Genomic DNA, 19,238 nt, shown 5'->3' on the forward strand with positions numbered 1-19,238 from the left:
GCGGCCACGCCGCCCGCCCGGCTCAGCCGAGGACGACCACGTCGTCCGGGTCGAAGGTCGCGCCGACCTCGGCCCCGGGCGCCGGCGCCTCCCGCAGGGTGCACGCCGCCTCCAGCCTGGGCCCCGTCACCGGGTCCAGCGCGAGCGAGACATGGGTGCCCCGGAAGGTCCGCGCGGCCACGGTGCAGGCAAGCCCCCGGTCCGGCTCCACGAGGCGTACGCCGGTGGGCCTGACCAGCACTTCGCGCTCCCCGTGCGGGGCACCGGGCGGTACGGGCAACTTGCCCCAGGGAGTGTCCGCGACGCCGTCCGCCACCGTGGCCACGACGAGGTTGTCGAAGCCGAGGAACCGGGCCACGAAGGCGTCGGCGGGCCGCTGCCACACCTCCAGCGGTGTCCCGGACTGAGCGATGCGCCCTTCCCGCATCACCACCACGCGGTCAGCCAGCGCGAACGCCTCCCCCTGGTCGTGCGTCACCGCCAGTACCGTCGTCCCCAGCGCGCCGAAGAGTTCCCGCAGTTCGACCACGAGGCGCTCGCGCAGGCTCCGGTCGAGCTGGCCGAGCGGCTCGTCGAGCATGAGCAGGCGCGGACTGGGCGCCAGTGCGCGGGCCAGGGCGACCCGCTGCTGTTCACCGCCGGAGAGCGTGCTGACGGCACGCCCGGCGGCACCGGGGAGGCCCACCAGTCGCAGCAGCTCCGTCACGCGCGCGTGCTGCGCCTCGCGCGTCGCCCCGTGCATACGGGGCCCGAAGGCGATGTTGCCGCCGACGTCGCGCTGCGGGAAGAGCTGATGGTCCTGGAACATGAGCCCCACGCCGCGTCGGTGCGCGGGGACTCCCGCCTGGTCCCGCCCCTCCAGCCGTACCCGCCCCGAGTCGAGCGCCTGGAGCCCCGCCACGGCGCGCAGCAGGGTGGACTTCCCGCTGCCGCTCGGCCCGAGGACACAGACGATCTCGCCCGCCGCCACCCGGAGGTCGACCGCACCGAGCGCGGGGTACGCCGCGCCGGCGAACCGCACGGAGGCAGCGTCGATCTCGAGCAGTGGCGCGGCGGAGGACGCGGCGGCGTCCCGCTCCGCCTGCGCAGCCGTACGGGGCGCGTCCGAACGCCTTGGTGTGGCAGCCATCAGAATGCTCCGGTTCGGTCGAGCGCCCTGGCCGTGCCCGCCCCGCGGGACAGCGGGCGGACCCGCTCCAGGAGCAGCAGGGAGACGACGCAGACGATCATGAGGATCGTGGACAGGGCCATGGCCTGTCCGTAGTTGAGGTCACCGGCGCGGCCGAGCAGCCTTGCCACGGCGACCGGCAGCGTCGGGTTGTCGGGGCGCGCGATGAAGACGGTCGCCCCGAACTCGCCGAGCGACACGGCGAACGCGAACCCCGCGGCGACGAGCAGCGCCCTGCGCACCAGCGGCAGGTCCACCTCCCGCCAGGCCCGCCAAGGCGACGCACCGAGCACCGCCGCCGCCTCCCGCAGCCGGCTGTCCACCGCGCGCAGCACGGGCAGCATGGTCCGCACCACGAACGGCACCCCGACGAGCGCCTGGGCCAGCGGCACCAGAATCCAGCTGGCCCGCAGATCCAGCGGCGGCCGGTCGAGAGCGATGAGGAAGCCGAACCCGACGGTCACCGCGGACACCCCCAGCGGGAGCATCAGCAGCGCGTCGAAGCCCCTGGTGAACCGCCCCGCACGCCGCGTCAGCGCGGCGGCCGCGAGTCCCCCGACGAGCAGGGCGATGAGCGTCGCCACGGCGGCGTACTGGAGCGAGTTGGCGACGGCGTCGATCGGTGGTACGAGGAAAGCCCCGCCGTCCGCCGACATGAGGGCGCGGAAGTAGCCCAGCCCGTACCCGCCCGGGGCGTCGAGGGCCCGCTCCACCAGAACGCCGAGCGGCAGCAGGATCAGGACGCCCACGGTCGCGAGGACGAACCCGAGCAGCAGGCGCTGCCCCGTCCCCCGCACGCGGCGCACCGCGTACGCCGCGTCGACCAGGCTGAGGGCGCTCTCACGGCGCCGCACGGTCCACGCGTGGACGGCGAGGATGGCCCCGACCGCGGCGAACTGCACCAGGGTCAGGACGGCGGCGGTGGGCAGGTCGAGCAGGTGCGCGGTCTGCCGGTAGATCTCCACTTCGAGCGTGGCGAAGCCGGGTCCGCCCAGAATCTGCACGACGCCGAACGAGGTGAACGTGAACAGGAAGACCATCAGCGCCGCCGCGGCCACGGCAGGGCCGAGGGCGGGCAGCGTGACGGTGCGCCACGCCCGGAACCGGGAGGCACCGAGCATCCTGGCGGCTTCCTCCTGGCGCGGGTCGAGCTGGGCCCACAGGCCCCCGACGGTGCGGACGACGACGGCGTAGTTGAAGAAGACGTGGGCAAGGAGGATGGCCCACACCGTGGTGTCGAGGCGCAGACCCCACAGGTCGTCCAGCAGGCCGCCGCGTCCGAGGAGCGCCAGGAAGGCCGTCCCGACGACGACGGTGGGCAGGACGAACGGGACCGTCACCACGGCCCGCAGCAGGCTCTTGCCCGGGAACTCCAGCCGCGCGAACACGTACGCCGCGGGCATGGCGACGACCAGGGTCAGCCCCGTCGACGCGAGCGCCTGCCAGAGGGTGAACCAGAGCACCTGTCCGATGTCCGGGTCGCCCAGCACCTCGCCCAGCGACGCACCGAACTGCCACGCCCCGTCCTGCCGCAGCCCCCTGCCGACGATGGCGGCGACGGGGTACGCGAAGAAGATGCCGAAGAAGACCACGGGGACGGTCATCAGAGCCCCCCGCGCCCAGTGCCCACTGCGCGCGCCACCTGCGACGACGGGGCGACGGGGCGGCCGCGTGGGACGGCCCCGTCGCGGAGCGCGCGGCGCCTTCGCGTCGTGCCCCGTACCGGGCGCCTCGCCGGTCCCGTCCGCCGCGCTCACGCCGCGGGCGGGGCTGGGATCGGCGCGCCGCGCCGTCACTTCACCACGAGCGAGGTCCACGACTTGACCCACGCCTCACGGTTCTCGGCGATCTTCTCCGGCTCGAGCGACCGGGCCCGGTCCGCCTCCGCGCCGAACTCAGTGAAGAGCTCCGGCAGCTTCGCGTCGTCGGCCACGGGCCGGACGAACATCTGCAACGGCAGGTCCTCCTGGAACGTCTTGCCGATCAGGAAGTCCAGCAGCTTCTTCCCGCCCTCGGGGTTCTTCGCCCCGTCGAGGAGCCCGGCGAACTCGATCTGCCGGAAGCAGGTGTCGGTCAGGACCCCCGTGGGCGCCTCATCGGGCTGCGGGTCGGCGTACAGCACCTCGACGGGCGGGCTGGACGCGTACGAGACGACGAGGGGCCGGTCGCCCCCGGCCTTCTTGCCGACGGCCGACCCCGAGAACTCCTCGTTGTACGCCTGCTCCCAGCCTTCGACGACCTTCACGCCGTTGGCCTTGAGCTTCTTCCAGTAGTCCTGCCAGCCCTTGTCGCCGAACTCGGCGGCTGTCCCGAGCAGGAAGCCGAGGCCCGGCGAGGACGTGGCGACGTTCTCGGTGACCAGGAGGTTCTTGTACTTCGGGTCGGCCAGGTCCTCGAAGGTGCGCGGCGGGTCGAGCTTCTTGTCGGCGAAGTAGCTCTTGTCGTAGTTGACGCAGATGTCGCCCGTGTCGACCGGCGTCACCCGGTGCTTCTCCCCGTCGAGCTGGTACTCCGCCGGGACGCGGTCCAGCCCCTTCGCCTGGTACGGGGCGAAGACGCCGTTGTCGACGGCGCGGGAGAGCAGCGTGTTGTCCACGCCGAACAGGACGTCGCCCTGCGGGTTGCCCTTGGAGAGAACGGCCTGGTTGACCGCCTGTCCGGCGTCACCGCTCTTCAGCACCTTCACGGTGTAGCCGGTCTTCTTCCTGAACTCGGCGAGCACGCCCTTGGAGACGTTGAACGAGTCGTGCGTGACGAGGGTGACCTGCTTCGACTGCGCTTCGTCGGCGCCGTCGCCGGAGCCGCAGGCCGTCACGGCGAACAAGCCGGCACAGGCCACCAGCGCGGTCCTGGCGGCGTTGCGTGCGATGGGCACTGGATTTCCTCCTGGGTATGCCAGGAAGAGACGCGGCCTTGCCCCGGCACCGGCGACCGGCGCCAGGGCAAGGCGCAACAGCTTGAGTGGTCCGAACTTCCTACCCGGAATGACCCGGGCGAGGTTCAGAGGGTCTGCGGCCTTTACGTGGGATCACGTGGTGCCGCACTCTCAGCGCTGTGGCGCTCCCCTGTCGGAATATGTATGTGTGTGTGGCCAGGATACTCGCGCACACACCCCGCACTCGAACGGCTCCCCGCCCCGTGCGGGGTGGGGAGTGATCAGCGCTCCGTGGCGGCGAGCTGCCCGCAGGCCCCGTCGATCTCCTGGCCGCGGGTGTCCCGCACCGTGACCGGCACGCCGTGCGAGGCGATGGCTTCCACGAACGCCTTCTCGTCCTCGGGCCGCGAGGCGGTCCACTTGGAACCCGGCGTCGGGTTGAGCGGGATCAGGTTGACGTGCACGCGCTTGTTCTTCAGCAGGCGCCCGAGCAGGTCACCGCGCCAGGCCTGATCGTTGATGTCGCGGATCAGGGCGTACTCGATGGAGACCCGGCGCCCCGACTTCTCCGCGTACTCCCACGCGGAGTCGAGGACCTCGCGGACCTTCCAGCGGGTGTTGACGGGGACGAGCGTGTCGCGCAGCTCGTCGTCGGGGGCGTGCAGAGAGACCGCCAGGCGGCACTTGAAGCCTTCGTCGGCGAACCGGTGGATGGCGGGGACCAGGCCGACGGTGGAGACGGTGATGCCGCGCTGGGACAGCCCGAGGCCGTCGGGCTCAGGGTCGGTGAGGCGCCTGATCGCACCGGTGACGCGGTTGTAGTTGGCGAGCGGCTCGCCCATACCCATGAAGACGATGTTGGACAGGCGCGCGGGGCCGCCGGGGACCTCACCGTCCCGCAGCGCCCTCATCCCGTCGACGATCTGGTGCACGATCTCGGCGGTCGAGAGATTGCGGTCCAGCCCGGCCTGCCCCGTGGCGCAGAACGGGCAGTTCATGCCGCAGCCGGCCTGCGAGGAGATGCACATGGTGACCCGGTCCGGGTAGCGCATGAGCACGGACTCGACCAGCGTGCCGTCGTGCAGCCGCCACAGGGTCTTGCGGGTGGTGTCGTCGTCGCAGGAGATGTGGCGGACGACGGACATGAGGTCCGGCAGGAGCTCGCTGCGCAGCTTCTCGCGGGAACCCGCGGGAATGTCGGTCCACTCCGCGGGGTCGTGCGCGTAACGGGCGAAGTAGTGCTGCGACAGCTGCTTGGCGCGGAACGGCTTCTCGCCGATCGCGGCCACGGCTTCCTTGCGCTCGGCGGGCGTGAGGTCGGCGAGGTGCCGCGGCGGCTTCTTGGCTCCGCGGGGCGCGACAAAGGTGAGCACTCCGGGTGCGGGCGGTGCCATGGGCGGAAAACTCCTCAGGACGGCGAAGGCCGGGGCACCCGCGGAGACGCGGCGCGGCATCGTCCGACGGTGCGGGGCAGGAAAAGGCCCGCTGCTGGACGGCGCGGGCTCTTCCAGGGTAACGGAGTGCGGGACGGACCGGCCCCGCCGCCGTCAAGCCCTCGGCGCGCGCCCCGTACGGTGCGCGCGACCTGCGGAAACGCCGCGTGACGGGGCGGCGTGCGGGGCGCCCGAAGCGCCCCGCACGCCCCTGGCCGAACTCGCGCACCGCGCCCAGGGGCACCGACACGAAGGGCAAGCCGCTCCCCATGACCGACGGCCACCGACCACGTCATGCCGGCACACCCCGCCGCCAAGCCCAGTACCAACGCCACAAACACCCCGGGGAACACCGAAGCGGGGCGACGCCACCAGGCACCGCCCCGCTCCAAGCCACGTACCCGCCCGATCAGCCGGACCCCACGAAGAGCACCAGCAGCGCCCAGACCACCGGCGCCGTCGGCAGCAGCGAGTCCAGCCGGTCCATGATGCCGCCGTGCCCCGGGAGCAGCGTGCCCATGTCCTTGATGCCCAGGTCCCGCTTGATCATCGACTCGCCGAGGTCACCCAGCGTCGCGCTGACGGCGACGGCCAGGCCCAGGAGCAGCCCCTGCCACCAGGCCCCTCCGTCGATCAGGAACTGCATGCACAGGGCTCCGGCGACCATGGCCGCCCCCACCGCCCCGAACAGCCCTTCCCGGGTCTTGCCGGGGCTGATCCGCGGGGCGAGCTTGTGCTTGCCGAAGCGCCAGCCGACGGCGTAGGCACCGGTGTCGGCGACCACGGTCAGGATGAGGAAGGTGATGACCCGCTCAGCACCGTCGTCCGCCGTCAGCATGAGCGCGACGAACGTCGCGAGGAACGGCACGTAGAACGTCGCGAAGACGCCCGCCGTCACGTCCTTGAGGTATCCCTCCGGGGGCGCCGTCATCCGCCACACGAGCACCGCGAGTGCGGTGAGCGCCATGGCGACCCAGGCGCCTTCGGGGCCCCAGACGTAGCCGGCCACGACCATGCCCGCCCCGCCCGCCGCCAGGGGCACGAGCGGCGCGTGAATGCCCTTGCGTTCGGCCAGCCGCGTGGTCAGCTCCCACAGACCGACGACGACCGCCACCGCTATGACGCCGACGAAGACTTCCTTCACGACGAACAGCGACACCAGGACCAGCGCCCCGAGGCCGACGCCGACTCCTATTGCGGCACCGAGGTCCCGCCCCGCGCTCTTCTTCTGCGGTGCGGGGGGCGGCGTGGCGGCGGGCATGGGCTCCTGCGGCGTTTCGTCACGGAACAACGGTGCGCCCGGCCGGGCGCCGTCCGACGGACCGGCCCAGTTCCCGCCGTCGGCGGGAAGGTCCGGCATGTCGGGCACGATGGGCATGGGCCGAGTCTGCTGGGCTTCATGGGCATCGTACGCGGGACCCGCCGTAGCGGCTCCCTGGACGGGTCCCTGGCCTGATGTAGGCCATGGACCCGCGTACCCGGCATGCGACGGTGCGCCCCAGGAGGAGTCGTTCATCAGACTTCGAGCAGCTCGGCTTCCTTGTGCTTGAGCAGCTCGTCCACCTGAGCCACGTACTTGGCGGTGGTGTCGTCGAGTTCCTTCTCGCCGCGGCGGCCCTCGTCCTCACCGACCTCGCCGTCCTTGACCAGCTTGTCAATGGTCTCCTTGGCCTTGCGGCGCACGGCGCGGATCGAGATCTTCGAGTCCTCGGCCTTGCCCTTGGCGACCTTGATGAACTCGCGGCGCCGCTCCTCGGTGAGCTCGGGGAACGACACGCGGATGATGCGGCCGTCGTTGCTCGGGTTGACGCCGAGGTCCGAGTCGCGGATGGCCTGCTCGATGTTGCGCAGCGCGCTCGAGTCGAACGGCGTGACGACGGCCATGCGCGGCTCCGGCACGGAGAACGACGCCAGCTGATTGATCGGCGTGAGGGCACCGTAGTAGTCCGCCACGATCTTGTTGAACATCGCCGGGTGCGCACGGCCGGTGCGGATCGCGGCGAAGTCCTCCTTGGCGACCACGACGGCCTTTTCCATCTTCTCCTCGGCCTCGAGGAGGGTCTCTTCGATCACCACTTGCTCCTGCGTGTCTTGAGTTGGCCTGAGGACCCCCCGCACGGTGATGGCTGTCCGGGGGACGAAACAGGACCGGCTGCGTCGTGTGTCTTTCCCTGCACGGTGTCCGACCGGCAGGGCTTTGTCCATCCCATCCCCGCTGCGGGGGACGCTGACGGGGTCAGTCTCGGGCGGGCGGCTCGCCCACGAGCGTGCCGATCTTCTCACCCTTGACGGCCCGGGCGATATTGCCGGTCGCGAGAAGTTCGAAGACCAGGATGGGCAGCTTGTTGTCCCGGCACAGCGTGATCGCGGTCATGTCGGCGACCTTGAGGTCCCGGGTGATGACCTCGCCGTAGCCCAGTGCGTCGAACTTGACCGCGTCCGGGTTGGCCTTCGGGTCGGAATCGTAGACCCCGTCGACACCGTTCTTGCCCATGAGCAGCGCTTCGGCGTCGATCTCGAGCGCGCGCTGGGCGGCGGTGGTGTCGGTGGAGAAGTACGGCATGCCCATGCCCGCACCGAAGATGACGACGCGGCCCTTCTCCAGGTGCCGCACCGCACGGAGCGGGATGTACGGCTCGGCCACCTGCCCCATGGTGATGGCCGTCTGCACGCGCGAGTCGATGCCTTCCTTCTCCAGGAAGTCCTGGAGCGCGAGGCAGTTCATGACGGTGCCGAGCATGCCCATGTAGTCGGAGCGCGCGCGGTCCATGCCGCGCTGCTGGAGTTCGGCGCCGCGGAAGAAGTTGCCGCCGCCGATCACCACGGCGATCTGCGCACCGTCACGGACCACGGCGGCGATCTCACGGGCGATGGCGTGCACCACGTCGGGGTCGACGCCGAGCCCCCCGCCGCCGGCGAAAGCCTCGCCGGAAAGCTTCAGCAGGAAGCGGCCGGCTCCTTTGCCGTCCTCGCTCCTGGCAGCACTGTCAACATTGCCCATGGGGTCTTCTCCTCGTGCACATACGAAGGAGGCCATTGCCGTTGGATGCGGTATCCCGATCGCGGCAATGGCCTCCTCGTCAGATCTGCGGTCGTCCGGTGCGTCCGACGCGGCGCACCCTGGCGTCCGCTGCCGGCCCCGTCAGGGCCGTTCGTCGATCGCGGTCCGGACTCAGATGCCGACCTTGATGCGCGCGAAGCGCTTCAGGCTGACACCGGCCTCGTCCAGGATCTTCTGGACGGACTTCTTGTTGTCCTTGGCGAAGGGCTGGTCCAGGAGGGTGACCTCCTTGAAGAAGCCGTTCACCCGGCCCTCGACGATCTTCGGGAGCGCGGCCTCCGGCTTGCCCTCGTTGCGCGAGGTCTCCTCGGCGACGCGGCGCTCGTTCTCGACGACCTCGGCCGGCACCTCGTCACGCGAGAGGTACTTCGGCGAGAAGGCGGCGATGTGCTGCGCGACGTCCTTGGCGACGTCGGCGTTCTCCTTGTCGAGCTCGACGAGGACACCGATCTGCGGCGGGAGGTCGGGCATGGTGCGGTGCATGTACGCCGCCACGTAGCCGCCCGTGAACTGCGCGAAGCGGTCCAGGACGATCTTCTCGCCGAGGTTGGCGTTGGCCTCGTCCACGTACGCCTGGACCGTCTTGCCGGACTCGATCTCGGAGGCGAGCAGCGCCTCCAGGTCGGCCGGGGAGGTCGCGGCGATGTGCTGCGCCAGGGTGTTGGCGACGTGCTGGAACTTCTCGCCCTTGGCGACGAAGTCCGTCTCGCACTTCAGCTCGACGAGGACACCGGAGGTGTGGTCGTCGGCGATGAGGGAGACGACAGCGCCGTTCTCGGCGGAGCGGCCCTCGCGCTTGGCGACGCCCTTCTGGCCCTTGACGCGGAGGAGCTCGACGGCCTTGTCGACGCTGCCCTCGGCCTCGTCGAGCGCCTTCTTGCAGTCCATCATGCCAGCGCCGGTGAGCTCGCGGAGCTTCTTGACGTCGGCGGCGGTGTAGTTCGCCATGGTGATGTGAATCTCTCTCGAAGTCTGGAAGATCTACGGGTGGACGGCGGGGGCTGGTCCAGCCCCCGCCGTCAGCAACCGATGAGGATCGGTCAGGCCTGCTCGGGCTCGACGGCCGCGGCGCCCGTGGCCTCCTCGACGACGGCCGGGGCGACAGCCTGCTCGGCGTCGGCGACCTTCTCCGTCTCGGCGGAGGTCTGCACCTCGTCCTTGGCGGCGGGGGTCTCGGCCTCAGCGGCCTCGGCCGGCGTCTTGTCGCCCTCGAGCAGGTCGCGCTCCCACTCGGCCAGCGGCTCACCGGCGGCCTTGTCGCCCGGCTTCGAGTCGCCGGTGGCGACGCCGGAACGGGCGATGAGGCCCTCGGCGACGGCGTCGGCGATCACGCGGGTGAGCAGGGTGACGGAGCGGATCGCGTCGTCGTTGCCCGGGATCTTGTAGTCGACCTCGTCGGGGTCGCAGTTGGTGTCGAGGATGGCGACGACCGGGATGTGGAGCTTGCGCGCCTCACCGACGGCGATGTGCTCCTTCTTGGTGTCCACGATCCAGACGGCGCTGGGCACCTTCTGCATCTCGCGGATACCGCCGAGGGTCTTCTCCAGCTTGGCCTTCTCACGCGAGAGGACCAGGAGCTCCTTCTTGGTGAGGCCGGAGGCGGCCACGTCCTCGAAGTCGATCTGCTCCAGCTCCTTGAGGCGCTGGAGGCGCTTGTAGACGGTGGAGAAGTTGGTGAGCATGCCGCCCAGCCAGCGCTGGTTGACGTAGGGCATGCCGACGCGGGTGGCCTGCTCCGCGATGGCCTCCTGCGCCTGCTTCTTCGTACCGACGAACATCACCGTGCCGCCGTGGGCGACGGTCTCCTTGACGAACTCGTAGGCGCGGTCGATGTACGACAGCGACTGGAGCAGGTCGATGATGTAGATGCCGTTGCGCTCCGTGAAGATGAAGCGCTTCATCTTCGGGTTCCAGCGGCGGGTCTGGTGACCGAAGTGGACGCCGCTTTCCAGCAGCTCCCGCATCGTGACGACGGCCATGGCCGTATCTCCTTGAGTACTCGGTTGCCGTGACCACCGGACGGCGGTCACGCCTGACGCCCCGCGCGCTGTGCCCGAAGGACCGAGGAGCGCGGACGTCGACCAGAAGGGTTGACGTCGGGGCGTGCGAAGTCGACCCGGTGACCCGGATCGCCATCAGAAGTGTACGGGACCGCCGACCCGCCGGGTGACGCCGCTGTCCACAACCGGCCAGTAGTCCACAGATTCGGATCATGATCCCCGAAATCAGCCGCGAGGGGCCACTGTGTACTCATGAACACGGAGAGTTACCCCCTTGCCCGCTTCGTCCGCCGCATCGCCCGTACCGCCTTCAGCCCTCGCACCCGCCGGAGCTCAACCGGCCCGATGCCGGGTGGGCTCACCCCTGTGCCTCCAAGGGCACCCAAGACCGCGCCGACCACCCGAAGCGGCGTTCTCGGCGCCCAGCTCTACTGGGCAACCACGCCCGGCCACCCCACCGGGCCGGCGGCCGCCCGGCGGTCGGTGCTTCCACGAGGCCCACTCGCCCGCGCCGGGACGGTCCTGCTCTGCACCGTCGCCGCTCTCGCCCTGGCCTCGGCGGTGAGGGCGGCGGACCCGCCGGCCCCCGCGCCCCCTCCGCCCACTCCCACGGGCGACGGAACGGCCGCCACCTCGAAGCCACGCCCCACCAGGAGCACCGTCCAGGGCCACCGACAGGCCGCCACGCCACCACGTGCCCGACCGTCCGGACGTGCTGCTGCCTCGCGCCCCCGGCCACGTCCCGCCTCGGAGCCGCACCTCCGACAGCCGGACGCGCCCGCGCCCGGCGCTGTCCCCGGCCCGCGGGCCTGGCCGGTGGGCACCCAGCCACACGTCGCACGAGGCTGGGAGCCCCCGGCGACCGACTTCGGCCCGGGGCACCGGGGAGTGGACCTGACCGCGCCGGTGGGTACCACGGTCCGGGCAGCGGCCACCGGACGGGTCTCCTTCGCGGGCCCGGTGGCGGGCCGCGGAGTCCTCGCCATCGAGCTGTCCGGCAGCGGCACAACTCCGCTGCGCATCACCTACGAGCCGGTACGGGCCATGGTCGCCGTCGGCGACGAAGTGGTGGCGGGTCAGCCGGTGGCCGTACTGGAGGCCGGCACCCACTGCCCGCACTCGTGCCTCCACTGGGGTCTGCTACGCGGCAAGGAGTACCTGGACCCGCTCAGCCTGCTCCCTGAGTGGATGCTGCGGCGCGGACCTTCACGCCTGCTGCCCGTGAGCGGCGTCCCGGAGCCTTCGGCCGGTCGTCCCGAGGTCACGGCGGCCGGCCCGGAGGCGTTCACGCCGGTGGTGCACCACACGCACACCCCCACGAGAACGCGGAGTCGGGATCACCGAACAGGCGGCCACACCGCCGCACGGCGGCGGCGTCCCGCAGCGCGGAGCAGGCCTGCCGACCGCGCCCGTCGACGCCCGGTCACCAACCGCCCCCATCACCATCGCGGGCAGGCTTCCCGCGGCGGAAAGGTCAGCCGCGGACGCCGCCGAGGGCCATCGCCACGGTCGCGTCGATGATGGCCTGCGGGTCCTCCGCCGCCCCCAGCTCGATACGCCGCACCGCCGCGTCGACGACGCCCTGGAGCAGCATGGCGGCGAGCCGCGGACGGTCGTGGCCCATCCCTTCCAGGGCATCCACCACGACGGTCACGAGGCCCCCGTGAGCCGCGCGGATCTTCTCGCGCGCACCCGCGTCCAGCTCACTGGCCGAGATGGCCACGACGGCACGGTGCCGACGGTCCCCGACGAGGGCGAGCTGCGTACGGACGTACGCCTCGACCTTCGCCTCGGGCGTGGCTTCGCGCTCCATGGCCGCCTGCACCTCGGCGGCCCATACGGGGATGTCGACCTCGCAGAGTTCCTCCACGACGGCCCCGCGCGAGCGGAAGTACTCGTACACGGAGGACCGCGCCAGCCCCGTACGTTCGGCGAGCGCGGGAAAGGTGAGGGCCTCCGTGCCGCCTTCCGACAGCAGAGACCTGGCGGCGTCCAGGAGGGCGCCGCGTTGCATCGACCGGTGCTCGGCCACGGAGGCCGCTCGAATCCTTGGCACGCTCCCACTGTACGGATGGCACGTCCGCGACGGCAGCCGGTACACCGTCTTCATCCGCGTCGCGTCGTCGCCGTGCCGCCGCATCCGGGTTGCTCACGGGGCGCCGGGGCTCTCGTGGCATCTGGGCCGACACACAGACGCCCCCGGTCAGGCGCAAGGAAGGGCGGGAGGCCCAGCACCGGCGGCGGCAGGGATCAGCGGCCGAAACTGGACAGTTTCGCGCGGAGCTGCAGAACCGATTTCGTATGGATCTGGCTCACTCTGCTTTCGGTCACGCCCAGGACGTGGCCGATCTCGGCAAGGGTCAGACCCTCGTAGTAGTAGAGCGTGACCACGGTCTTCTCGCGCTCGGGGAGCAGGTTGATCGCCCGGGCGAGCAGTCGGCGCAGTTCCCGGTCCTCGGCGAGTTCGACGGGGTTGTCGGCGGAGGTGTCCTCGAGGGTGTCCATGATGCTGAGGCGGTCTCCCCCGCCCTCTCCGCCGCCGTGGAGGAGTTCCTCCAGGGCCACCACGTTCGCCAGGGACAGCTGGCTGAAAACCGCGTGCAGATCCTCCACCGCGATCCCCATCTCCGCGGCCACCTCCGCCTCGGTGGGCGTGCGGTGCAGTTCGGCCTCGAGCGAGGCGTACGCACGCTCGACGTTGCGCGCCTTCTGCCGGACGGAACGGGGAATCCAGTCCAGCGCGCGCAGTTCGTCGATCATCGCGCCCCGGATGCGCGTGATGGCGTACGTCTCGAACTTGATGGACCGCTCCGGGTCGAACTTCTCGATGGCGTCGATGAGTCCGAAGATCCCGGACGAGACGAAGTCGGCCTGCTCCACGTTGGGCGGCAGGCCGACGCTGACCCGGCCCGCGACGTACTTGACCAGCGGGGAGTAGTGCAGGATCAGTTGCTCGCGCAGCCGCGCGTCGCCCGTGGCCTTGTAGGAGCTCCACAGCTCCTCAAGCGTGGTGGGAGCCTTGGGCCGCACGCTGCCGCGGGCGGCGGGAGGTCCTGCCGCCCGGTCAGACCCGGAGGTGTGCTGGGGCATTCGTCGCCTTGAGCCGTTCTGCCGTGAACTGGGGGAGATTGATGGTCCGATGGCGTGTCTGAGTCGAAATCCTTGCGAGCGTAACGTGACGAAGGGGTCGCGTTGAGCGAAGGGTACGGGGTCGGAGCGGGACATTTGCGCCCCACCGGGCGCCTCGCACGCCCCACCCGGCCCCGGTGCGACCAGCACACCGGGGCGGTAAACCTCGCAACAGCCAAGGTCATGGGGCATGATCCGGACAGCTGGGCACTTTAGCTACCGGATCGTCACAGGTCGGAAATCCGCCCGAAAGCGCCTGGCGTGTCAACTTCCAGTTTTCCCCTCCGCGTTCGACGTAGCCGAGGGCGAGCAGCTCGTGGAGGTTGGCGGCCGTCTCGTCGATGCTGGTGGCAGCCCCGCGGGCGATCCGTTCCAGAAGGCCGCCGGGACCGGCCGGTACGGCTTCGAGGGTCCTGCCCAGCCGCTCGGGCAGGAGGTCTCTGGGCAGCACCGGACCGGACTTCGCGGGAGCCAGTTCCCCGATGCCGCCGACGAGTTCGACGACGTCACCGGCGTCCGCCACCAGGTGGCCCTCTCCGCGCAGCAGTTCGTGGACGCCGGCCGAGAGTCCGCTGGTCACCGGACCGGGAACTCCCATGACGGCGCGTCCCAGTCGCAGAGCGGCGCGCGCCGTCGACAACGCACCGCTGCGGTGCGCCGCCTCCACCACCACGGTTCCCCTCGTCAGCGCGGCGATGACGCGGTTGCGCAGCACGAACCTGCTGGGTGTCGGATGGTCACCCGGCGGCAACTCACTCACCACCAGGCCTTGTTCAGCGATCCTGGCGATGAGCTGGGCATGGCCTCGCGGGTAGGGGCTGTCCACGCCGCAGGCCAGCACAGCGACCGTGGCGCCTCCAGCCCCGAGGGTGGCGCGGTGGGCGGCGCCGTCGATGCCGTAGGCGCCGCCGGAGACCACCACCCAGCCGCGCTCCGCGAGCCCCGCCCCGAGCAGGCCCGCGGCGTGCGCCCCGTAGTCCGTGCACGCCCTGGCCCCGACCAGCGCCACGGAACGCAGGGCCCAGAAGCGGAGCGAGGGAGTCCCCCGTACCCAGAGCCCCAAGGGCCGGGCGTCGCCGAGGTCGTCCAGCTGAGCGGGCCACTCGACGTCGCCGGGGCAGACGAAACGCGCCCCGGCGTCCCGGGCCGCCGCGAGGTCGAGTTCGGGGCGTGCGTCGCGGGCCCGCAGCCGCAGCCCGGCCATCCGTCCGGCCGTGGCGCCGGGCAGCGGCGGCCCCTCGCCTCGCAACCGGTCGAACAGCGCCACCGGCCCGAGCCTGCGCAGCCACTGTCCTCCGCGCGAGTCCCCCGGTTCCAGAACGCGGGTCAGGCCGGCTCTGGCGAGGCGTTCGGACAGGTCGTCCCCGGAGCGGCTTCCGGTGCCGGACGACTGCTCCTGAGCGGGCGGAAGCCGGCCTTCGTGCGGTGGGGTCACCGCGCACCTCCCGCGAGGCTGGGCACGCCCCGGGAGATCCCGGTGCGCAGTTGCAGCGCCGCCTCCACGTCACCCGCGTCGGGCCGGTCGTGGCCCCTCAGGTCGGCGACGGTCCAGGCCACGCGGAGTACGCGGTCGAGGCCGCGGGCGCTGAGCATGCCCCGTTCCAGTTCGCGTTCGGCTGCCTGCATGGCGCCCGCGGCCGCGTGCCACCGGGTGCGAAGCGCGTGCCCCGACACCTCGCCGTTGGTTCGCCACGGCGTCCCGGCCAGGCGCTGTTCCGCGCGCTGCCGGGCCTCCAGCACCCGGGCGGCGACGGCATCCGTGGACTCGCCCCGCTCTCCCGCACCGACCAGTTCGGCCCTGGACACGCGATCGACGTCGACCCTGAGGTCGACCCGGTCCAGGAGCGGGCCGGAGAGCCTGGCCTGGTAGCGCCGCACGACCGAGGGCATGCAGTCGCACGGGTCCCCCTGAGTGCCGTGGCGGCCGCACGGACAGGGATTGGCCGCCAGCACCATGAGGAACTGCGCGGGCAACCGGACCACTCCGGCCGCGCGGGCGATCACGACGTGCCCCGACTCGAGGGGCTGCCGCAGCGCGTCGAGGGCCTTGGCCCCGAACTCCGGCGCTTCGTCAAGGAAAAGCACACCCCGGTGAGCGAGGGAGACGGCGCCCGGCCGGGGCAGCCCGTTGCCTCCCCCGACGAGGGACTGCATGGTCGCCGAGTGGTGCGGGGCGCAGTACGGCGGTCTGCTGAGCAGGGGCCCGCCCGCCTGCAGGACTCCGGCCACGGAGTGGACCGCGGTGACCTCCAGGGCGGCGGTACGGTCCAGGGCGGGCATGATGCCCGGGAGCCGCTCGGCGAGCATCGTCTTGCCCGCCCCGGGCGGACCCTTCAGGTAGATGTGGTGACCGCCGGCGGCGGCCACCTCCAGGGCACCGCGGGCAAGGTGCTGACCTGCGACGTCGGCGAAGTCCAGGCGCCTCCCGTCCGCCGTCTGGCTCGGCGCGCCGATGCCCGCGCCGGGGAAACCGAACCCGGACAGCAGCGGATCGGGACGGCCCGGAGCATCGGGTTCCTCGTCGGGGACGGGCGTGTCGGTGAGCACCGCCACGAGCTGGCGCAGGCTACGGACGCCGAGCACCGAGATGCCGGGGACCAAGGCGGCCTCGGCAGCGGAGCACTCCGGGACCACGACCTGCTCGTATCCCGCCTCGGCCGCCGCCAGTACGGCGGGCAGCACCCCGCGTACGGGCCTCACTCGGCCGTCGAGGCCCAGTTCGCCGATCATCACCAGGTCGGTCAGGCTGCGGGGATCGATGAGTTCCGCCGCGCCCAGCACGGCGGTGGCCACGGCGAGGTCGAAGCCACTGCCGCTCTTGGGGACCGAAGCCGGGCTGAGGCCGATGGTCAGTTTGCGCTGCGGCCACTCGATGCCGGCGTTGGCCACCGCGGCGCGTACCCGGTCCCGGCTCTCCACCAGGGTCTTGTCCGGCAGCCCCACAAGGGCGAACGAGGCGACGCCGGGCTCCAGGTCCGCCTGGACCTCGACGATGATCCCTTCGACGCCCACCAGGGTGACCGCGTAGGTCCGTGCGAAGGCCATCAGCTCAGCCCCCGCACGTGCTCGACACGAGCGGCCCCGCGCGGCGGCAGCACCACGCCCACGAGGTCGATCCGTACCCCTCCGGGCGGCGGCCCCCCGTACTTCGCGAGCCACAGCTCCGCGAGCCGGCGCAGGCGCTTCGCCTTCTCGGCCGTGATCGCGGCCGACGGATGCCCGAACGGGCCGGGCCTTCGGGTTTTGACCTCGCACATGACCAGGACGTCCCCGTCGCGGGCCACCACATCGATCTCTCCGACGCGTCCCACGCGCCAGTTCCTCGCCAGAATCCGCATCCCGGCGGCGGTCAAGGTCCTGACCGCCACATCTTCCCCGTACCGGCCCAGAGCGCCTCGTGCGTTCATGCGGCATCACCTCCGGCACCGACAGTGCGGGGGCGGAGCGGAGGCCTGGGGATCACGGTGGACAACACCGCGGTTGTGGACAACTCCGTCACCCTTGCGGGGAGGCGGGGCTTCTCAGCTTCTCAAGGGTCTGGAGGGTTTCCGCGCGGCTCGGGGCTCGACCTGGATGGGGCGGTGCTTCGGCGCGTGGGCAGGGCTGCCGTGAACGAGGCCGCGCCGCAGCGAAGGGCGGACGTCAGGAGCGCCGCTCACGGCGCGGTCCGTCTCGAGGCCACCAGGCAGCGCCACGGTGCAGTCCCACCTGCGCACCGTCGGGCCTCGTGGGCTCCGCGCCGTACGACCCCGCGGCGGACCACGGAATCCCTGGTCACGCGCCCCGTAGCGGCCCCGCACGCCGCGCTCACGCCGCGCGCCCCGTCCCCACCGCGGAACCCCGCCGGAGAGCCCTCCGGGCTCACCCGCCGGGCAGTTCGAGGTCGCTCTTGTTGAGCTCCTCGATGTTCACGTCCTTGAAGGTCAGCACCCGGACCTGCTTCACGAACCGCGCCGGCCGGTACATGTCCCACACCCAGGCGTCCGCCATGGACACCTCGAAGAAGACCTCGCCCTGCACGGAGTGGACCTGCATGTCGTAGTCGTTGGTGAGGTAGAAGCGCCGCTCGGTCTCGATCACGAACTTGAACAGACCGACGACGTCGCGGTACTCCCGGTAGAGCTTCAGCTCCATCTCGGTCTCGTACTTCTCGAGGTCCTCGGCGCTCATGGCATGTTCCCCTTCAGCCGTGCGTGCCCCCATTGTGCGCCAGCCCTGCGAGGCGCTGACGGTTACCTGTCGAGCGTCATGGGCCTGGCCGGGGCTCCTTCGTCCAGCAGCGTGCACAGCAGTTCGGCGAGTCTGGTCGGATACACCGTCTCATGCGTCCTGGTCAGCTCCTCGCCCGACCACCACCGCGCACCTGCGACGGTACGTCGCTCCAGCTCGGTGAGCGCGGTGGGCCCCGTCACACTGCTCCGGGTGCGCGCCAGGTAGTACCGCTCGTCCTGGTCCCAACGGCGTCCGGCGAAGGTGAAGGAGCAGACGCGCCGCCACAGCTCGGGGCCGAGGGTGATGTCGGTGATCCCGGTCTCCTCCGCGAGTTCCCGGCGGGCCGCCTCCTCGTGGGTCTCGTCGCCCTCCAGGCCGCCGCCGGGGGTGAACCACCAGTCCGTCCCGGGGTCGTCCGGCTCGTGGCCGTGGAGCAGCAGCACCCGTTCGGCGGGGTCGAGCAGGACGACCCGGGCGACGCGGCGCAGTGGCCCCGCGCCAGGCTCCGGCGCCGCGTGAACCTCCTGGTCACGCGGCACGTACGCGCCCCGTACGCCGCTGCCGCCCGGCGCGGCCGAACCGCGCCGCCACCGGCCCGTACGCCGCGCCGCCCAGGATCAGGGCGGCGCCCCCGACGACCGCCGCGACGACGGCCTTGAGCGGGCCGGGCTCGGAGATCCCGCCGGGCAGCTTCGCGAACCCGTCGGGGCGGGCCAGCATGCCGTCCATCGGCCAGGCGACGACGTCGACCCGCGCCACGACGGCGTCCCGGGGCACCGAGCCCCGGCCGACCTCCTGGAGGTGGGCGGTGGAGTCGAGCGAGCCCGCGCGCTCGTCGCCCAGCAGGAACAGGCGGCCTTCCGGGACGGTGGTGCGGGGGATGCCGGCGACCGAGGCGGGGGTGTCGGCCGGGAGGTAGGACTCGTCGACGGGCTTGCCGTTCACGGTGAGCCGCCCCGAGGTGCAGCAGGCGACCTCGTCGCCGCCGACGGCCACGACGCGCTTGACCATGGGCAGGTCGCCCCACTCCGCCTCGTTGAAGACCACCACGTCGCCGCGGCGTACCTCCGCGCCGTCGATGCGCTGGGCGAGCACCCGTGCCCCGGCGTTGATCGTGGGCGCCATGGAGCCGGTGGGGACGGCGTAGGGCTGGTAGAGCAGGGCTCCCCAGGCGAAGCCGCCGAGGAAGAGCACACAGCCGAGGGCCACGGCCACGCCCGACAGGATTCTGCCGAGCCGGCCGTGGCCCTCACGCGTACCGTCCGTCCGGTCGGTACGGTCCTCCGCACTTCGTGTCGTGCTCATCCCAGCCCGTCCCCACCTCGGAGAATTGGACTTCCCGCCGTCCCGGCAGGCGTCG

At 71.6% G+C, this 19,238-nt stretch carries 18 protein-coding genes and 1 riboswitch; of the genes, 1 reads left to right on the forward strand and 17 read right to left on the reverse strand.

Going from position 1 to position 19,238, the window contains the following annotated elements; genetic code table 11:
• Nucleotides 1-22 precede the first annotated feature (22 nt).
• From OIM89_RS06325 to rpsB, 9 genes are all read right to left on the reverse strand, one after another.
• On the reverse strand, nt 23-1,129 hold the full coding sequence (locus tag OIM89_RS06325) for an ABC transporter ATP-binding protein (RefSeq protein ID WP_175457969.1): 1,107 nt from the start codon (nt 1,127-1,129) through the stop codon (nt 23-25).
• Nucleotides 1,129-2,772 (reverse strand): ABC transporter permease, encoded by a 1,644-nt coding sequence (locus OIM89_RS06330; RefSeq protein WP_195730292.1) that lies wholly within the window; start codon nt 2,770-2,772, stop codon nt 1,129-1,131. Before OIM89_RS06330 ends, OIM89_RS06325 begins: the two co-directional genes overlap by 1 nt.
• A gap of 188 nt (nt 2,773-2,960) precedes the next feature.
• On the reverse strand, nt 2,961-4,043 hold the full coding sequence (locus tag OIM89_RS06335; protein ID WP_226964475.1) for a thiamine ABC transporter substrate binding subunit: 1,083 nt from the start codon (nt 4,041-4,043) through the stop codon (nt 2,961-2,963).
• A gap of 79 nt (nt 4,044-4,122) precedes the next feature.
• Nucleotides 4,123-4,245, reverse strand: a riboswitch (TPP riboswitch).
• 79 nt (nt 4,246-4,324) lie between these two features.
• On the reverse strand, nt 4,325-5,437 hold the full coding sequence (rlmN, locus tag OIM89_RS06340; protein ID WP_003951142.1) for a 23S rRNA (adenine(2503)-C(2))-methyltransferase RlmN: 1,113 nt from the start codon (nt 5,435-5,437) through the stop codon (nt 4,325-4,327).
• 448 nt (nt 5,438-5,885) lie between these two features.
• Nucleotides 5,886-6,992: a phosphatidate cytidylyltransferase gene (locus OIM89_RS06345; RefSeq protein WP_226964474.1), complete on the reverse strand. Its 1,107-nt coding sequence runs from the start codon at nt 6,990-6,992 to the stop codon at nt 5,886-5,888.
• Nucleotides 6,992-7,549, reverse strand: a complete 558-nt coding sequence (frr, locus tag OIM89_RS06350) for a ribosome recycling factor (protein WP_003951140.1) — start codon at nt 7,547-7,549, stop codon at nt 6,992-6,994. The genes OIM89_RS06345 and frr overlap by 1 nt, the downstream gene beginning before the upstream one ends.
• Before the next feature lie 163 nt (nt 7,550-7,712).
• The gene (pyrH, locus tag OIM89_RS06355) at nt 7,713-8,477 is read right to left on the reverse strand and encodes a UMP kinase (RefSeq protein ID WP_030698108.1); all 765 of its coding nucleotides are present in this window, start codon (nt 8,475-8,477) and stop codon (nt 7,713-7,715) included.
• A gap of 171 nt (nt 8,478-8,648) precedes the next feature.
• Entirely contained in the window at nt 8,649-9,485 is an 837-nt protein-coding gene (gene tsf, locus OIM89_RS06360; RefSeq protein WP_217466891.1) for a translation elongation factor Ts, read from the reverse strand.
• A gap of 92 nt (nt 9,486-9,577) precedes the next feature.
• The gene (rpsB, locus tag OIM89_RS06365; RefSeq protein ID WP_003951137.1) at nt 9,578-10,516 is read right to left on the reverse strand and encodes a 30S ribosomal protein S2; all 939 of its coding nucleotides are present in this window, start codon (nt 10,514-10,516) and stop codon (nt 9,578-9,580) included.
• 366 nt (nt 10,517-10,882) lie between these two features.
• Between rpsB and OIM89_RS29850 the strand changes: the two genes are divergently transcribed.
• Nucleotides 10,883-12,058, forward strand: coding sequence for a M23 family metallopeptidase (locus tag OIM89_RS29850; RefSeq protein WP_319802336.1), 1,176 nt, complete (start codon nt 10,883-10,885; stop codon nt 12,056-12,058).
• Here the strand turns inward: OIM89_RS29850 and OIM89_RS06375 are convergent.
• From OIM89_RS06375 to lepB, 8 genes are all read right to left on the reverse strand, one after another.
• On the reverse strand, nt 12,012-12,569 hold the full coding sequence (locus tag OIM89_RS06375) for a TetR/AcrR family transcriptional regulator (RefSeq protein WP_030698106.1): 558 nt from the start codon (nt 12,567-12,569) through the stop codon (nt 12,012-12,014). The genes OIM89_RS29850 and OIM89_RS06375 overlap by 47 nt on opposite strands.
• Nucleotides 12,570-12,787: 218 nt before the next feature.
• A complete protein-coding gene (whiG, locus tag OIM89_RS06380) occupies nt 12,788-13,627 on the reverse strand; it encodes an RNA polymerase sigma factor WhiG (protein ID WP_003951133.1) in 840 nt (279 codons plus the stop codon).
• Between the two features lie 220 nt (nt 13,628-13,847).
• The gene (dprA, locus tag OIM89_RS06385) at nt 13,848-15,101 is read right to left on the reverse strand and encodes a DNA-processing protein DprA (protein WP_030698105.1); all 1,254 of its coding nucleotides are present in this window, start codon (nt 15,099-15,101) and stop codon (nt 13,848-13,850) included.
• Nucleotides 15,098-16,711, reverse strand: coding sequence for a YifB family Mg chelatase-like AAA ATPase (locus OIM89_RS06390; protein WP_226964473.1), 1,614 nt, complete (start codon nt 16,709-16,711; stop codon nt 15,098-15,100). The genes dprA and OIM89_RS06390 overlap by 4 nt, the downstream gene beginning before the upstream one ends.
• Complete coding sequence (locus tag OIM89_RS06395) at nt 16,711-17,073, reverse strand: YraN family protein (protein WP_008409405.1); 363 nt, start codon at nt 17,071-17,073, stop codon at nt 16,711-16,713. The genes OIM89_RS06390 and OIM89_RS06395 overlap by 1 nt, the downstream gene beginning before the upstream one ends.
• A 454-nt stretch (nt 17,074-17,527) precedes the next feature.
• Nucleotides 17,528-17,836 (reverse strand): DUF2469 domain-containing protein, encoded by a 309-nt coding sequence (locus tag OIM89_RS06400; protein ID WP_003951129.1) that lies wholly within the window; start codon nt 17,834-17,836, stop codon nt 17,528-17,530.
• Nucleotides 17,837-17,898: 62 nt separating this feature from the next.
• Complete coding sequence (locus tag OIM89_RS06405) at nt 17,899-18,417, reverse strand: NUDIX hydrolase (RefSeq protein WP_226964472.1); 519 nt, start codon at nt 18,415-18,417, stop codon at nt 17,899-17,901.
• Nucleotides 18,407-19,183: a signal peptidase I gene (gene lepB / locus OIM89_RS06410; protein WP_264491060.1), complete on the reverse strand. Its 777-nt coding sequence runs from the start codon at nt 19,181-19,183 to the stop codon at nt 18,407-18,409. The genes OIM89_RS06405 and lepB overlap by 11 nt, the downstream gene beginning before the upstream one ends.
• Nucleotides 19,184-19,238 lie beyond the last annotated feature (55 nt).

This window comes from Streptomyces sp. BI87 (genome assembly GCF_025957665.1).
In the GTDB taxonomy this organism is placed as follows: domain Bacteria; phylum Actinomycetota; class Actinomycetes; order Streptomycetales; family Streptomycetaceae; genus Streptomyces; species Streptomyces albidoflavus.

Bases quoted from the DNA above. Each gene is read 5' to 3' on its own strand.
- whiG (WP_003951133.1), bottom strand. From the start codon at position 13,627: ATGCCCCAGCACACCTCCGGGTCTGACCGGGCGGCAGGACCTCCCGCC.
- OIM89_RS06345 (WP_226964474.1), bottom strand. From the start codon at position 6,992: ATGAACGACTCCTCCTGGGGCGCACCGTCGCATGCCGGGTACGCGGGT.
- rlmN (WP_003951142.1), bottom strand. From the start codon at position 5,437: ATGGCACCGCCCGCACCCGGAGTGCTCACCTTTGTCGCGCCCCGCGGA.
- OIM89_RS06325 (WP_175457969.1), bottom strand. From the start codon at position 1,129: ATGGCTGCCACACCAAGGCGTTCGGACGCGCCCCGTACGGCTGCGCAG.
- rpsB (WP_003951137.1), bottom strand. From the start codon at position 10,516: ATGGCCGTCGTCACGATGCGGGAGCTGCTGGAAAGCGGCGTCCACTTC.
- tsf (WP_217466891.1), bottom strand. From the start codon at position 9,485: ATGGCGAACTACACCGCCGCCGACGTCAAGAAGCTCCGCGAGCTCACC.
- OIM89_RS06395 (WP_008409405.1), bottom strand. From the start codon at position 17,073: ATGAACGCACGAGGCGCTCTGGGCCGGTACGGGGAAGATGTGGCGGTC.
- OIM89_RS06390 (WP_226964473.1), bottom strand. From the start codon at position 16,711: ATGGCCTTCGCACGGACCTACGCGGTCACCCTGGTGGGCGTCGAAGGG.
- lepB (WP_264491060.1), bottom strand. From the start codon at position 19,183: ATGAGCACGACACGAAGTGCGGAGGACCGTACCGACCGGACGGACGGT.
- OIM89_RS29850 (WP_319802336.1), top strand. From the start codon at position 10,883: ATGCCGGGTGGGCTCACCCCTGTGCCTCCAAGGGCACCCAAGACCGCG.
- pyrH (WP_030698108.1), bottom strand. From the start codon at position 8,477: ATGGGCAATGTTGACAGTGCTGCCAGGAGCGAGGACGGCAAAGGAGCC.
- OIM89_RS06400 (WP_003951129.1), bottom strand. From the start codon at position 17,836: ATGAGCGCCGAGGACCTCGAGAAGTACGAGACCGAGATGGAGCTGAAG.
- OIM89_RS06330 (WP_195730292.1), bottom strand. From the start codon at position 2,772: ATGACCGTCCCCGTGGTCTTCTTCGGCATCTTCTTCGCGTACCCCGTC.